The 13689-nt window shown below is 69.8% G+C and carries 10 protein-coding genes; 3 read left to right on the top strand and 7 right to left on the bottom strand.

Going from position 1 to position 13689, the window contains the following annotated elements; all coding sequences use genetic code 11:
* Nucleotides 1-79 precede the first annotated feature (79 nt).
* Complete coding sequence (locus STROP_RS18565; protein WP_026275135.1) at nucleotides 80-1042, top strand: zinc-binding dehydrogenase; 963 nt, start codon at nucleotides 80-82, stop codon at nucleotides 1040-1042.
* A gap of 98 nt (nucleotides 1043-1140) precedes the next feature.
* Here STROP_RS18565 and STROP_RS18560 read toward each other — a convergent pair whose 3' ends face one another.
* The 7 genes from STROP_RS18560 to STROP_RS18530 all read right to left on the bottom strand — a co-directional run bounded on the left by STROP_RS18560 (nucleotide 1141) and on the right by STROP_RS18530 (nucleotide 11255).
* Nucleotides 1141-2256: an acetate/propionate family kinase gene (locus STROP_RS18560; RefSeq protein WP_012014899.1), complete on the bottom strand. Its 1116-nt coding sequence runs from the start codon at nucleotides 2254-2256 to the stop codon at nucleotides 1141-1143.
* Complete coding sequence (gene pta / locus STROP_RS18555) at nucleotides 2253-4328, bottom strand: phosphate acetyltransferase (RefSeq protein WP_012014898.1); 2076 nt, start codon at nucleotides 4326-4328, stop codon at nucleotides 2253-2255. The genes STROP_RS18560 and pta overlap by 4 nt, the downstream gene beginning before the upstream one ends.
* A gap of 100 nt (nucleotides 4329-4428) precedes the next feature.
* On the bottom strand, nucleotides 4429-4608 hold the full coding sequence (locus STROP_RS18550) for a DUF6104 family protein (RefSeq protein WP_012014897.1): 180 nt from the start codon (nucleotides 4606-4608) through the stop codon (nucleotides 4429-4431).
* 82 nt (nucleotides 4609-4690) lie between these two features.
* A complete protein-coding gene (locus tag STROP_RS18545; protein WP_043535666.1) occupies nucleotides 4691-8437 on the bottom strand; it encodes a multifunctional oxoglutarate decarboxylase/oxoglutarate dehydrogenase thiamine pyrophosphate-binding subunit/dihydrolipoyllysine-residue succinyltransferase subunit in 3747 nt (1248 codons plus the stop codon).
* A 262-nt stretch (nucleotides 8438-8699) separates the two neighbouring features.
* Complete coding sequence (locus STROP_RS18540; RefSeq protein ID WP_012014895.1) at nucleotides 8700-9524, bottom strand: ABC transporter permease subunit; 825 nt, start codon at nucleotides 9522-9524, stop codon at nucleotides 8700-8702.
* Nucleotides 9521-10456, bottom strand: a complete 936-nt coding sequence (locus STROP_RS18535; protein WP_012014894.1) for an ABC transporter ATP-binding protein — start codon at nucleotides 10454-10456, stop codon at nucleotides 9521-9523. The genes STROP_RS18540 and STROP_RS18535 overlap by 4 nt, the downstream gene beginning before the upstream one ends.
* 100 nt (nucleotides 10457-10556) lie before the next feature.
* Nucleotides 10557-11255, bottom strand: coding sequence for a hypothetical protein (locus STROP_RS18530; RefSeq protein WP_028564840.1), 699 nt, complete (start codon nucleotides 11253-11255; stop codon nucleotides 10557-10559).
* A 163-nt stretch (nucleotides 11256-11418) separates the two neighbouring features.
* Here STROP_RS18530 and STROP_RS18525 point away from each other — a divergent pair, with 163 nt between their 5' ends.
* Both STROP_RS18525 and STROP_RS18520 read left to right on the top strand, forming a co-directional pair.
* The gene (locus STROP_RS18525) at nucleotides 11419-12120 is read left to right on the top strand and encodes a response regulator transcription factor (RefSeq protein ID WP_012014892.1); all 702 of its coding nucleotides are present in this window, start codon (nucleotides 11419-11421) and stop codon (nucleotides 12118-12120) included.
* Nucleotides 12117-13676, top strand: a complete 1560-nt coding sequence (locus STROP_RS18520) for a sensor histidine kinase (RefSeq protein ID WP_012014891.1) — start codon at nucleotides 12117-12119, stop codon at nucleotides 13674-13676. Before STROP_RS18525 ends, STROP_RS18520 begins: the two co-directional genes overlap by 4 nt.
* The last annotated feature ends 13 nt before the right edge of the window (nucleotides 13677-13689 follow it).

Raw genomic sequence — 13689 nt, 5'->3', positions numbered from 1 at the left:
GTTTCGCACGGCGGCGGAGCCCGACGTGTCGCCTGGAACACGGCAACGGGCCTTCTGGTCATCCGCCTGTGTTGTTACCGTGCCGATCATGCGTGCTGCCTTCGCCTCCAGCTTCGACGACGCCAACCCGCTCGCCGCGCTCACCGTCGGCGAGCGGCCTGAACCCGCGCACCACGGCGACGACTGGGTGACCATCCAGGTCACCGCCAGTTCGCTCAATCACCACGATCTCTGGTCGCTGCGCGGCGTCGGACTGCGCGCGGAGCAGCTGCCGATGATCCTGGGCTGCGACGCGACCGGCGTTGACCCGGACGGCACCCCGGTGGTCGTCTACCCGGTGATCCCCACCCCGAGCGATCCACGCGGGATCTCGATTCTCTCCGAGCACTTCCCGGGCACGCTGGCCGAACGGGTCGCCGTACCCCGGGCGAACCTGCTGCCACTGCCGACGGGCCTGGCGGCGACGGATGCGGCCTGCCTGCCCACCGCCTGGCTGACCGCGTGGCGGATGCTCACCACCCGGGGCCGGGTGGACGAGGCCGCCGCCGTGCTGGTGCAGGGGGCGGGTGGAGGCGTGGCCACCGCGGCCGTCGCGCTCGCCGCCGCGATGGGTAAGCGGGTCTATGCGACCAGCCGGGACGCCGCCAAGCGGGAGCGGGTCGCGGCGCTCGGCGCGACCGCTGTCGAACCGGGTGCCCGGCTGCCGGAGCGGGTGGACCTGGTGATCGAGACGGTCGGTGCCGCGACCTTCGATCACTCGCTGAAGTCAGCCGCGCCCATGGCCCGGATCGTGGTCTCTGGCGCTACCGCCGGGTACGAACCGAAAGTCAACCTGCGCCGTGTCTTCGCCATGCAGTTGGAGATCCTCGGCACCTCCATGGGCACCCCAGACGAGCTGGCCGCGCTGCTGGCCTTCTGCGCCGAGCGGGGGCTGCGCCCGGTGGTGGACCGTGTGGTGCCGTTCACCACGGTCGAGGAGGCATTCGCCCGCCTGCACTCCGGCGACGTCTTCGGCAAGGTGGTCGTCGACCACGCGGCCTGAGCGACGCGTGCCTGGCGCTCCCGTAGCTGAGTCCGGCTGGGACTCGACCGCCCGTTGGTAGCGCCGGGCACGGACCGGGCCGGCGCTACCAACGAACGTCAGCCCCGGTCTGTCACCTCCCGGGCGGCGCGGGCGATCTCCCGCTCCTCGTCGGTGCCGATGACGCAGACCGCCACCTCGCTCCCGTCCGGTGAGATGACCCGGTCGCCACTGCCGGCGTTGCGCTCCGGATCGATCGTGATACCGAGTCGCTCCAGTCCGGCCAGGGCCGCCGCGCGGACGGGGGCGGCGTGCTCGCCGACGCCGGCGGTGAAGGTCACCGCGTCCACCCGGCCGAGCAGCGCGTAGTACGCCCCGACGTAGCTGGTGATCCGGCGGCAGTACACGTCGAAGGCGAGGACGGCGGCCTGGTCGCCGTCCGCCCGGCGGGCGAGCACCTCGCGCATGTCGTTGGCGCCGGTGAGCCCGTACAGGCCGCTGCGGTGGTTGAGTAGGTCGTCGATGTCGTCCACGCCCAGCCCGCCCTCCCGCCGCAGGTGGAAGATCACTGTCGGGTCCACGTCGCCGCTCCGGGTACCCATGACCAGCCCCTCGAGCGGGGACATCCCCATCGAGGTGGCCACGCTGCGCCCGCCGGCGACGGCGGCGGCGCTCGCGCCGTTGCCCAGGTGCAGGGTGATGGTGTTGGTGTCGGCGTACGGACGACCCAGCACCTCCGCCGTGCGTCGGGAGACGTACGCGTGGGAGGTGCCGTGGAAGCCGTACCGCCGGATGCCGTACCGGTCGGCCGTCGCCCGGTCGATCGCGTATGTGGCGGCGGACTCGGGCAGCGTGGTGTGGAAGGCGGTGTCGAAGACGGCGACCTGGGGGACATCGGGCAGCGTCGCCCGGGCGACCTCGATGCCGGCCAGGTTGGCGGGGTTGTGTAGCGGGGCGAGTGGCACCAACTCCCGGATCGCGGTGAGCACCGCATCGTTGATCAGAACCGGCTCGCCGAAGCGCCGTCCACCGTGCACCACCCGGTGCCCGACGGCGGTGAGCCCGGTCAGGTCGAGCTCGGCGAGGATCCCCCGGACGGCGGTGCCGTGGTCGGCCGGCCCGCCCCGGGGTTCGCCGATCCGCTCGACGGCACCCCGGTCGAGGAGTTCGTCGCCGTCGTAGAGCCGCCACTTGACCGACGACGACCCACAGTTGAGTACCAGTACCCGGCTCATGTGCCCGCCTCTCCGGCCTGGATCGCGGTGATCGCCACCGTGTTGACGATGTCCGGGACGGTCGCACCCCGGGAAAGGTCGTTCACCGGCCGGCGTAGCCCCTGCATAACCGGCCCGACCGCCACCGCTCGGGCGGAGCGCTGCACCGCCTTGTACGTGTTGTTGCCCGTGTTCAGGTCCGGGAAGACGAAGACCGTCGCCCGGCCGGCGACCGTGCTGCCGGGCAGCTTGGTCGCCGCCACCGCCGGGTCGATCGCGGCGTCGTACTGGATCGGCCCCTCGACCAGCAGATCCGGTCGGCGCTCCCGAACCCGTCGAGTGGCCTCCGCGACCTTCTCCACGTCGGCACCGGTCCCGGAGCTGCCGGTCGAGTACGACAGCATCGCCACCCGCGGCTCGATGCCGAACCGGACGGCGGTGTCGGCGGACGAGATCGCGATGTCGGCGAGTTGGGCGGCGTCCGGGTCGGGATTGACCGCGCAGTCGCCGTAGACGAGTACCCGGTCGGCGAGCAGCATGAAGAAGACGCTGGAGGCGATGGAGACGTCGGGTAGATTGCGGATGATCTCGAAGGCGGGGCGGATGGTGGCGGCGGTGGTGTGGGTGGCGCCGGAGACCATGCCATCGGCGTACCCGGCCCAGACCATCATCGTGCCGAAGTAGTTCGGCTGGGGCACGATGTCGTGGGCGAGGTCCCGGGTAACGCCCCGGTGGCCGCGGAGCCTCGCGTACCCGTCGGCGAACTCGTCACGCCACTCGCTGGTGAATGGATCGATCACCCGTGCGTCGGCGATGTCGACGCCCAGCTCCCGGGTCCGCCGGGCGACATCGTCGGGTCGGCCGAGCAGGGTCAACTCGACCACACCCCGGCGTAGCAGGATCTCGGCTGCCCGCAGGATCCGCTCCTCGCTTCCCTCGGGCAGCACCACATGCCGGCGCTGTGTCCGGGCACGGTCGATCAGGTCGTACTCGAACATCAGCGGGGTGACCCGCTCCGAACGGGTGACCCGGAGTCGGCGGGACAGGTCGTCGGTGTCTACACAGCGCTCGAAGGCGCCCAGCGCGGCCTCCACCTTGCGCGGGTTGCTGGCGCTGAGTCGGCCCTCGATTCGGTTGCAGGCGGCTACCGTGTCGTAGCTGTCGCTGGGTACGGAGAGCACGGCGAGGCCCGGCCGTAGCCGTTCGACCAGCCGCATCGTGCGCGGGTCCGGCGCTTCGCCGAGGGTGAGGACCAACCCGGAGAGCGCGACCTGCCCCGCGACGTGCGCGGCGTTGGTGGCGACCAGGAGATCGTCCCGGTCCCCCGGCATGATCACCAGAGCGCCTTCGGTCAGGTGGTCGAGCAGCGTGGGCACGTGGGCCGCGCCGACGACATAGTCGAGTACGTCGCGGCTGAGCGCGGTGTCGTCCCCACCGAGCTGGGTGGCGCCGAGCGCCGTCGCCACCTCGGCCACGGTCGGTGCCGACACACTGGGCACCTCGGGGATCAGGTACCCGGGTACCGGCAGCTCGGGCAGGGTGAGTGGACCGGTCACCCGGTTCGCGACTATCGCCAGCACCGTCGCGCCGAGGTCCGCCAGGTCGTGGTACGCCCCCCGGGCCGCCGCCGCGATGGTGGCGGTCTCCTGCTCGTATCCGTCCACCACGGGGACCACGACGCTGCCGAACTCGGTCGCGAGGCGGGCATTGAAGGCCAGTTCCCGCGGGCCTGCGCCATCGCCGCCATCGGCGAAGTCGCTGCCCACCACGACCACCGCGGGGAAGCGCCGTTCGACCGCGCGGTACCGCTCGACGATGCGGGAGACGAGCTGTTCCCGCCGGCCTTCGGCGACCATCCCGGTGGCCTCGGTGTAGGTGGTGCCGGTGAGGTCCTCGATCGGCAGTTCGACCCGGTAGCGTTCGCTGAGTAGGGCGAGGATCGGGTCCGGCTGGTCGCCGCGGACCAACGGTCGGAAGATGCCGATTCGGCCAACCTGCCGGGACAACAGCTCCGCCAGTCCCAGGGCGACGGTGGACTTGCCGCCGCCGGAACTCACGCTGGTCAGATACACACTCCGCGCCACGAGATCCACTCTAGGAGCTCCCCGGGCTGTCCGCCCGGGTCCTTCGGCCTGGTCCTACGACCCGGGGCCCGGCGTTCGTTGTGCACAGCTTCGGGGGAGTTCGCGGGCCCTACTCGTCGTCCTCGTCGTCCAGTCGGGCCAGGTAGGTGGCGAAGCGCTCGATCGGGGTCTCGAATTCGGGGTTCTGGTCGACAAAGTCGCGGAGACGCTCGGCGAGCCACTCAATGCTGACCTGCTCGTCGCCGCGGCGCTCGGTCAGTTCCTCGATCCCACGGTCGGTGAAGTACATGCGTTTCCTCGGTCACGTCGCGGTGGTGGGGGCGCGGGACGGTGGTCCCTGCCCCCACCAGCCAGCATGGGTCGGGTGGTGCCTACGGGCGGGGGAGTGCAGCGTCGAGAAGGGCGGAGAGCTCGACGTCGTGCATCTTGGCCGAGCCGACCGCCGGGGCGGCTGCCGCTGGACGGGAGATGCGGCGCAGCCGGACCCCGTCCAGGTGCTCCAGCATGTTGAGCGCGACAAACGACCAGGCACCCTGGTTGGCCGGCTCCTCCTGGGTCCAGGCGAAGTCCACCGCGTTCGGGTACCTCGCGAGCGCGGCCCGGATCTCGTCGATCGGCATCGGGTAGAGCTGCTCGACCCGGATGATCGCGGTATCGGTGACACCGCGATCCTGCCGAGCCTGGAACAGGTCGTAGTAGACCTTGCCCGAGCAGAGCAGCACCCGCTTCACCTGCTCCGGCGCGGGGGCGTCACCGTCGAGCAGCACCGGCTGGAAGGAACCGTTGGTGAAGTCCTCGACCTGCGAGACGCAGAGTCGGTGCCGCAGCAGGGACTTCGGCGTGAAGACGACGAGGGGCTTGCGCTTCGGTGACAGGGCCTGGCGACGCAGCAGGTGGAAGTAGTTCGCCGGCGTCGTCGGGATGGCCACCCGCATGTTGTCCTCGGCGCAGAGCTGGAGGAACCGTTCCGGGCGGCCGGAGGTGTGGTCCGGGCCCTGGCCCTCGTGGCCGTGCGGCAGCAGCAGCGTGACCGCGGAGCGCTGACCCCACTTCACCTCACCGGAGGAGATGAATTCGTCGATCACCGACTGGGCACCGTTGACGAAGTCGCCGAACTGGGCCTCCCAGCAGACCAGTGCGTTGACGTTCTCTACCGAGTAGCCGTATTCGAAGCCCATCGCCGCGTACTCGGACAGGAGCGAGTCGTGCACGAAGAACCGCGACCGCTCACCGCCTGCGGTGAGTGACTCCAGGGGCAGGTAGTCCTCGCCGGTCTCGGCGTCAACGACGGAGGCGTGCCGCTGCACGAACGTGCCGCGGCGCGAGTCCTGACCGGCGAGCCGGACGGTGACCCCGTCGTGCAGCAGCGCGCCGAACGCGATGATCTCGCCGAAACCCCAGTCGATGTTGCCCTCGCTGGCCATCTTGGCCCGCCGGTCGAGCAGCTGCTGGATCCGCTTGTGCGGGGTGAAGCCCTCCGGCAGGTGGAGATGCGCCTCGCCGACCGCCCGGATGACATCGGCGTCAGTGGCGGTCTCCACCGGTGGCTCCGGCTCGTCCTCCCGCTTCGGGCGGCTGAGCTGACGGGGTGCGGTGGCGGCGTCTCGGGTGGCCTTGAACACCCGCTCCAGCTGCGCCTGGTAGTCGCGCAGCAGCTCCTCCGCATCCTCCACGGTGATGTCGCCCCGCCCGATCAGCTCCTCGGTGTAGAGCTTGCGAACCGATCGCTTCGAGTCGATGATCCGGTACATCTCCGGGTTCGACATCGACGGGTCGTCGCCCTCGTTGTGCCCGCGTCGCCGGTAGCAGACCAGGTCGATGACGACATCCTTGTTGAATGTCTGCCGGTACTCGAAGGCCAGCTGGGCGACCCGCACCACGGCCTCCGGGTCGTCGCCGTTGACGTGGAAGATCGGGGCCTGGATCATCCGGGCCACATCGGTGCTGTAGAGGCTGGAGCGGCTGTACTCCGGTGGGGTGGTGAAGCCGACCTGGTTGTTGACCACCACGTGCACCGTGCCGCCCGTGCGGTAGCCGCGGAGCTGGGACAGGTTGAGCGTCTCGGCGACGACTCCCTGGCCGGCGAAGGCCGCGTCCCCGTGCACCGCCAGCGGCAGCACGGTGTAGCCCTCCAGCTTGAGGTCAATCCGATCCTGCTTGGCCCGGACGATGCCCTCCAGCACCGGGTCAACGGCCTCCAGATGCGACGGGTTCGCCACCACCGAGACCTTGACCGAGTGCTCGCCGTCCGGGGTGGTGAACTTGCCGTTCTGCCCGAGGTGGTACTTCACGTCGCCGGAGCCCTGCGTGGAGCGCGGGTCCAGGTGCCCCTCGAACTCGGAGAAGATCTTCTCGTACGGCTTGCCGACGATGTTGGCCAACACGTTCAGCCGGCCCCGGTGCGCCATGCCGATGACGACCTCGTCCAGCCCACCTTCGGCAGAGGCCTCCAACACCTCGCCGAGCAGCGGGATCAGTGACTCGCCCCCCTCCAACGAGAAGCGCTTCTGGCCGACGTACTTGGTCTGGAGGAAGGTCTCGAATGCCTCCGCGGCATTCAGCCGGTTGAGGACGTGCTTCTGCTCGTTGACCGCCGGCTTCTCGTACTTGCGCTCGACCCGTTGCTGGATCCAGCGCCGCTCCTCCGGGTCCTGGACGTGCATGTACTCGATGCCGACCCGGCGGCAGTACGTGTCGCGGAGCACGCCGAGGACATCGCGCAACTTCATCCGCTGCCGATTGGCGAAACCGTTCACCGGGAAATGGCGGTCCAGATCCCACAGGGTGAGCCCGTGTTGGAGGACGTCCAGATCCGGGTGCTTGCGGATCTTGAACTCGAGCGGGTCGGTGTCGGCCATCAGGTGGCCACGCACCCGGTAGGCGTGGATCAGTTCATGGACCCGGGCGGTCTTGTTGATCTGACCCTCGCCGTCGATCGCGACGTCCCGCATCCACCGCACCGGCTCGTACGGGATGCGGAGCGAGGTGAAGATCTCGTCGTAGAAGCCGTGTTCGCCGAGGAGTACCTCATGCATCACCTTGAGGAACTCGCCGGACTGCGCACCCTGGATGATCCGGTGGTCGTAGGTACTGGTCAGCGTGATGACCTTGCTGACCGCCAGTTCGGCGAGGGTGCCTTCGCTCATGCCCTGGTACGGCGCCGGGTACTCCATCGCGCCGACGCCGATGATCGCGCTCTGGCCGGTCATGAGTCGTGGCATCGAGTGCACCGTGCCGATGCCGCCGGGGTTGGTCAGCGAGATGGTGGTGCCGCCGTAGTCCTCCATGGTCAGCTCGTTCTTCCGAGCCCGCCGGACCACGTCTTCGTACGCCTGCCAGAACTGTCGGAAGTCCAGCTGCTCGCAGGCCTTGATGGAGGGCACCACCAGGTTGCGGCTGCCGTCCGGCTTGACCAGGTCGATCGCGATTCCGAGGTTGACGTGTTCGGGGCGGACCAGCGTGGGTTTGCCGTCCACGGTGGCGAAGGAGTTGTTCATCTCCGGGTGCATCGCCAGCGCGCGGACCAGTGCGTACCCGACCAGGTGGGTGAAGCTGACCTTCCCGCCGCGGCCCCGGGCGAGGTGGTTGTTGATCACGATGCGGTTGTCCACCAGCAGTTTGGCCGGGACGGCGCGCACGCTGGTCGCGGTCGGCACGCTCAACGAGGCGTCCATGTTCTGGACGATCTTCGCAGCGACCCCGCGTAGCGGCGCGGTCTGCGGGCCGGACGAGGTCGGCGTGGCGGCCGGCTTGGTGGCAGCCGGCTTGGTGGTGGGCTTGGCGGCAGCCGGCTTCGCGGTAGCCGGCTTGGCGGCAGCCGGCTTGGTGGCGGGCTTGCTGGGGGTGGCCTTGGTCGACACGGACTTGCGCTCCGGGGTGGAGGCGGGCTTGGCGGTGGAGGGTTCCGGCCGACCGTCGGGCTCCGGCTTCGCGGCCGGCTCGCCATCCCCCGTGCCTCCCGTGTCCGGTGTGGGGCGGTAGTCGGCGAAGAAGTCGTGCCAGGCCGGGTCGACGCTGGTGGGGTCGGTGAGGTACCGCTGGTACATCTCTTCGACGATCCACTCGTTCGGGCCGAAACCCGCCAGTGGGTTCTCCTGCGAGGTCTGCTGGGTCGACACGGCCAGTATCGCCTCTTTCACGCGAGTTTGTGGGTTACGCCGAACGCCGGGAGCTCCCGGACACACGAGTCAGGCTCCAGGCTACGCCGTACCAAACCAATAGGAGTTTCCGACTCGGTTCAATGGGGGGATTCACAAAAGTTGCCAGCAGTTCGCTCATCGCTGCGCGTCCTGCCACCTCCTGGTAGGCGGCCCGAACCCATCGGCTACGGGTGGGCGTACCTGCCCTTTCGGGCAGGTACGCCGTCTCCTTACGGATCCGTCAGGAGATGTCCCGCCGACGCATGATGAGGACGCCGATCAGCCCGGAGAGCAGTCCGTACCCGATGAGTACGGCGGCGCCCGCCCAGCGTGGTGGTTCCCCCGGAATGTCGACGCCGTTGGCCATGAGCGCCGAGGCCAGCGACGGCACCAGTAGTTGCAGGTTGTTGATCCAGTCGCCGAAGCGGTTCGCGGCCACGGTGAGCACGGTCAGCGCCCCGATCGTGCCGCCCAGGTACAGCAAAATTCCGGTGACGGTGGCGCCGAGCTGGCTGCGGATGAGCGTCCCCAGGCCGACCCCGACAAACGCCCAGAGCAGGTAGGCCAGCCCGTTGAGCGCAATGGCCTCCCAGACGGCGCTGCCCCATTGGGCGCCCACCCCGACCTGCTGCAGGATCGCTATTCCGGCGAGCAGGTTCGCGCTGGTCGTCACCGCCCAGAAGACCAGTGCCAGGCCGGCGGTCGCGGCGAGCTTGGCCAGGACGACCGCGCTCCGCCGCGGGGTGGTCAGGAAGGTGGTGGTCACGGTCTGGTGGAAGAACTCACCGGTTACCACGACGATGCCGAGCAGCATCACCATCAGCAGGCCGAAGAACTGGCCGTTGGTGTAGAGGTTGGCCGCCAGTGCGTCCGGCTGGGCGAGCGCCCCCACCGCCTCGGACTGCTCCGCCGGCACGTCGCCGAGGCCGTCTTTGGCGAGCACGTCGGTCTGCAACCAGTTGAACGCCAACGTGCTGCCCCACAGTGGCAGGTAGATCAGAACCATGATCCACCAGGTGCTGGTCGTGCGGACCTTGACCAGCTCGGCTCGGACCAGGTTGCTCATCGGATGCCCGCCTTTCCGGCCGTAAGCTCGAGGAAGACGCCCTCAAGGTCAGGACGTTCGGTGGCCAGTTCATGCAGCTCCACGCTGGCGGCCAGGGCCACCCGGCCGACCGTCGGTGCGTCCACGCCCCCGACCAGCAGGGCCCCCTGGTCGTCAACGTCCACGGTCGCCGACTCCCGCTCGAGTGCGGCCCGCAGCGTCTCGGCCTGCGGGGAGCGCACCCGGACCCGGGCGGTCTGCGCCATCGAGCCGATGACCTGGTCCACCGGGCCCTGCCGGATCAGCCGGCCGGCCGCGATGATGACGACATCGTCCGCGAGCAGCTGCATCTCCGACAGCAGGTGACTGGAGACCAGGACCGTACGCCCTTCGGCGGCCAGGCTCTTCAGGAAGCCACGCATCCACCGAATGCCCTCCGGGTCGAGCCCGTTGGCCGGCTCGTCCAGGATCAGCACCCGGGGGTCGCCGAGCATCGCCGCGGCGATGCCCAGGCGCTGCTTCATCCCCAACGAGTAGCCCTTGAACTTGCGCCGGGCCGCTGGTGCCAGACCGACCTGGGCCAGCACCTCGTCGGCGCGGGAACGGGGCAGCCCGGCTGCGGTGCAGATCACCCGCAGGTGGTTGATGCCGGTGCGCCCCTTGTGTGCGCTGGACGCCTCCAGCACCGCGCCGACATGCCGCACCGGGTCGGTCAGGTTGGCATACCGCCGCCCGCCGATGGTCGCCTGGCCAGCCGTCGGGGTGACCAGGTTCAGCAGCATGCGCAGCGTGGTGGTCTTGCCGGCGCCGTTCGGGCCCAGGAATCCGGTGACCCGACCCGGCTCCACCCGGAACGACAGGTCGTCGACCGCGGGAGCGCTGCCGTAAATCTTCGTCAGCCGGGAGACCACGATCTCGCCTGTGGTGTCGGGGCTCGACCGTCCGTCTGTCATTCTTCTCCCAAGTTGATGTCAGTGATCGCCATCGTTGGCCGTGCCGGCCGGTGTAGGCCACCGGCGGCCCCGCCGCGGAGCCGGGACCGAGGTCAAGCTGCTATCCGGCGATCCAGGTGGCGCGTGCGTAGCCGAGGAGGCTACCGTCCGGGGCGAACAAGCTGCTGTGCACCTGGGCTTTGCGGCCCTGGACGCCGGCCAACACCCCGGTCACCACGCACTCGTCGCCGGGGCGCGGTGTGGCCAGCACCACCGCGGACATTCGGCCCAGCAGGTACGGCCGGCCGGGGGCGATCACCGACCAGCCCCCGGGACAGTCCAACGCGGCCCAGGTGGTGACGACGTCTGCTCCCTCCGGAACCCGGAACGGGGCGGCGGTGCGCCCGTCGGAGAGTGGACCGGGGAAGATCCGGAGCCCGTCGGCGTGCTGCGGGCCGCAGACGTAGCAGCGGGGGAACGGGTGGTTGACCAGCCCGGGGTAGTCGGCTGCGGCGGCCTGGGCAGTCGTCAGGTCCACCGGCTCCGCCACCGGGTCGAACGCGGCAACGGTCGCGACCTCGGCGACGAGGCGGCCTGCGGGGTCGCGGACCTCGCCCGCATCGAGGGTCAACGGCGTCTCCAGCGGCGGCGGCTGGCGCAGGGTTACCTCCACCGGCTCGGCGTCGCGTCGAAAGCGCTCGGGGGCGCGCCCACCCGGCGTCGGTAGGGAGGAACCCCGGGCGGCCACCGCGAACGTCCCCGCGCTCCACCCGCCGTTCCCCGAGCCCGACGGGCCGTTGTACCGCGAGCCGATGATCATGCTGCTCACCTCCGATCGGAGCCAGCCTGGTCGCCGGTCCGTTTGGCAGCCTGCCATGGTCATGTCGCCGCCATCCCGGGGGTGGCCTGGTCGTTTCGCTGCTCACAGAAGTCTTTCAGGAATCACCCAGGCGCGTCGCAGTCGGGGCGCGGATGATGGCCGCATGGCGGCTACCCAGACCGAGGCTCGACTGCTCGTCGTCGAGGACGACCCGAACATTCTCGAGCTGCTCTCCGCGAGCCTGCGCTTCGCCGGTTTCGACGTGGCGACCGCGATCAGCGGCAGCGCCGCGCTGAGCGCGGCGAAGGAGCACCGCCCCGATCTGGTCGTATTGGACATCATGCTGCCCGACCTGGACGGGTTTGAGGTCATCCGGCTGCTGCGCGAGGGGGGCACCCGTACCCCGGTCGTCTTCCTGACCGCGCGGGACGCCACCGACGACAAGATCCGTGGACTGACCCTGGGCGGGGACGACTACGTGACCAAGCCGTTCAGTCTGGAGGAGCTGACCGCCCGGATCCGGGCGGTGCTGCGCCGCAGCACCAGCGGTGAGCAGGCCCCGGCCCGACTCACCTTCGCCGACCTCGAACTCGACGAGGAGGCGCACGAGGTGCACCGGGCGGGGCAGCGGGTGCAGCTCTCCCCGACCGAGTTCAAGCTGCTGCGGTACCTGATGCTGAACGCCAATCGAGTGCTCTCCAAGGCGCAGATCCTCGATCACGTCTGGAACTACGACTTCCGGGGCGACGACAACATCGTCGAGTCGTACATCTCGTATCTTCGGCGTAAGGTCGACAACACCCAGCCTCGGTTGATCCACACCCTTCGTGGAGTCGGGTACGTGCTCCGCAAGCCGGCAGCGTGAACGCCGTTTCACAGGCGAAGGCCGGGCTGCGCAGGATTCCGCTCCGGGTCAAGCTGATCGCCGCGGTCCTCAGCCTGGTGGCGGTCGCGCTCCTGGTGATCAGTACGTTGACCGCTGTTTTCCTCCGGAGCCACCTCATCAATCAGGTGGACGAGAAGCTGGAGATCTCGGTCAGCTACATCGAATCCAGTACGTTCTTCCCCGCGGAGCGGCTTCTGATTGTTGTTCCGTTCGACTACCTGATCGTGGTGACAAACCCCAGAACCGGGGCGGTCTACCCGGTGGGATACGACGAGAATCGGTTCGAGGAGCGGGACCTGCCGCCGGTGCCGTCGGATGCCGCGGGATTTCGGAGCCTGGCCGGTGATCCGTTCACCGTCCGCGCCGAGGGCAGCGATGTGCACTGGCGAATGCTTTACACGGAGCTGCCGAGCGGAGAGTGGCTGGCCGTCGGGCAGCACCTGATCGAGGAGGATCAGGCCGTCAAGCGGCTGATCTGGATCGATCTGCTGGTGGGCACGTCGGTGTTGCTCCTGCTTGCCTCGATCGGCGCGGGCATCGTCCGTGCCAGTCTGAGGCCCCTTGACGAGATCGAGCAGACCGCCGCCGCGATCGCCGGTGGGGATCTGGCCCGCCGCGTGCCGGACCCCGAGGCGGGTAGCCCCCAGCCGACCTCGGAGCTGGGGCGGCTGTCCCGGGCGCTCAACATGATGCTCACCCAGATCGAGGCAGCCTTCACCGCCCGCGCCGCCTCGGAGACCGCCGCCCGCGCCGCCGAAGCCACCGCTCGGGACGCCGCCGCGCACGCGCAGGCGTCCGAGTCCCGCGCCCGGCGTTCCGAGGAGCGGATGCGGCAGTTCGTCGCGGACGCCTCGCACGAGCTGCGGACGCCACTGACCACCATCCGGGGATTCGCCGAGCTGTACCGGCAGGGCGCCGCGCGCAGTCCCGAGCAGACCGGCGACCTGCTGCGTCGGATCGAGGACGAGGCGGCCCGGATGGGGCTGCTGGTGGAGGATCTGCTGCTGCTCGCCCGGCTGGACCGGGAGCGTCCGCTGTCGCCGGCCCCGGTCGAGCTGCCGGTGCTGGCCGCCGACGCGGTGGCGGCGGCCCGGGCGGTGGCGCCGGACCGGCGGATCGAACTGGACGTCGTCGCGGGCGCCGGGCCGCTGGTGGTGTACGGCGACGACGCTCGACTCCGGCAGGTGATCGGCAACCTGATGACCAATGCCCTGACGCACACCCCGCCGAGGGCGTCGGTGACGCTACGGCTGCGTTCCGAGCCCGGTGCGCTGGCGGTGGTGGAGGTAGCCGACACCGGGCCGGGGCTCTCCGGTGAGCAGGCCGAGCGGGTGTTCGAGCGCTTCTACCGGGCGGACGCGGCCCGGACCCGCCGGGCCGGTGGCAACACCGGGACCGGGCTGGGCCTGGCGATCGTCGCCGCCCTGGTCGCCGCCCACCAGGGCACGGTCGAGGTGACGCAGACTCCGGGCGGAGGCGCGACGTTTCGGGTCCGGTTGCCCCTGGCGCCGGTCCCGACCGGTGACGAGGTGTAATTTTCAGCCAACC

Origin of the sequence: Salinispora tropica CNB-440 (genome assembly GCF_000016425.1) — a bacterium.
GTDB lineage: Bacteria > Actinomycetota > Actinomycetes > Mycobacteriales > Micromonosporaceae > Micromonospora > Micromonospora tropica.
The sequence above is the reverse complement of the archived record's forward strand: the minus strand, read 5'-3'. Positions and strand labels throughout refer to the sequence as shown.

Coding starts and splice junctions, on each gene's coding strand:
- STROP_RS18560 (WP_012014899.1), bottom strand. CDS start 2,256: ATGAGCCGGGTACTGGTACTCAACTGTGGGTCGTCGTCGGTCAAGTGG.
- STROP_RS18540 (WP_012014895.1), bottom strand. CDS start 9,524: ATGAGCAACCTGGTCCGAGCCGAGCTGGTCAAGGTCCGCACGACCAGC.
- STROP_RS18525 (WP_012014892.1), top strand. CDS start 11,419: ATGGCGGCTACCCAGACCGAGGCTCGACTGCTCGTCGTCGAGGACGAC.
- STROP_RS18550 (WP_012014897.1), bottom strand. CDS start 4,608: ATGTACTTCACCGACCGTGGGATCGAGGAACTGACCGAGCGCCGCGGC.
- STROP_RS18535 (WP_012014894.1), bottom strand. CDS start 10,456: ATGACAGACGGACGGTCGAGCCCCGACACCACAGGCGAGATCGTGGTC.
- STROP_RS18530 (WP_028564840.1), bottom strand. CDS start 11,255: ATGATCATCGGCTCGCGGTACAACGGCCCGTCGGGCTCGGGGAACGGC.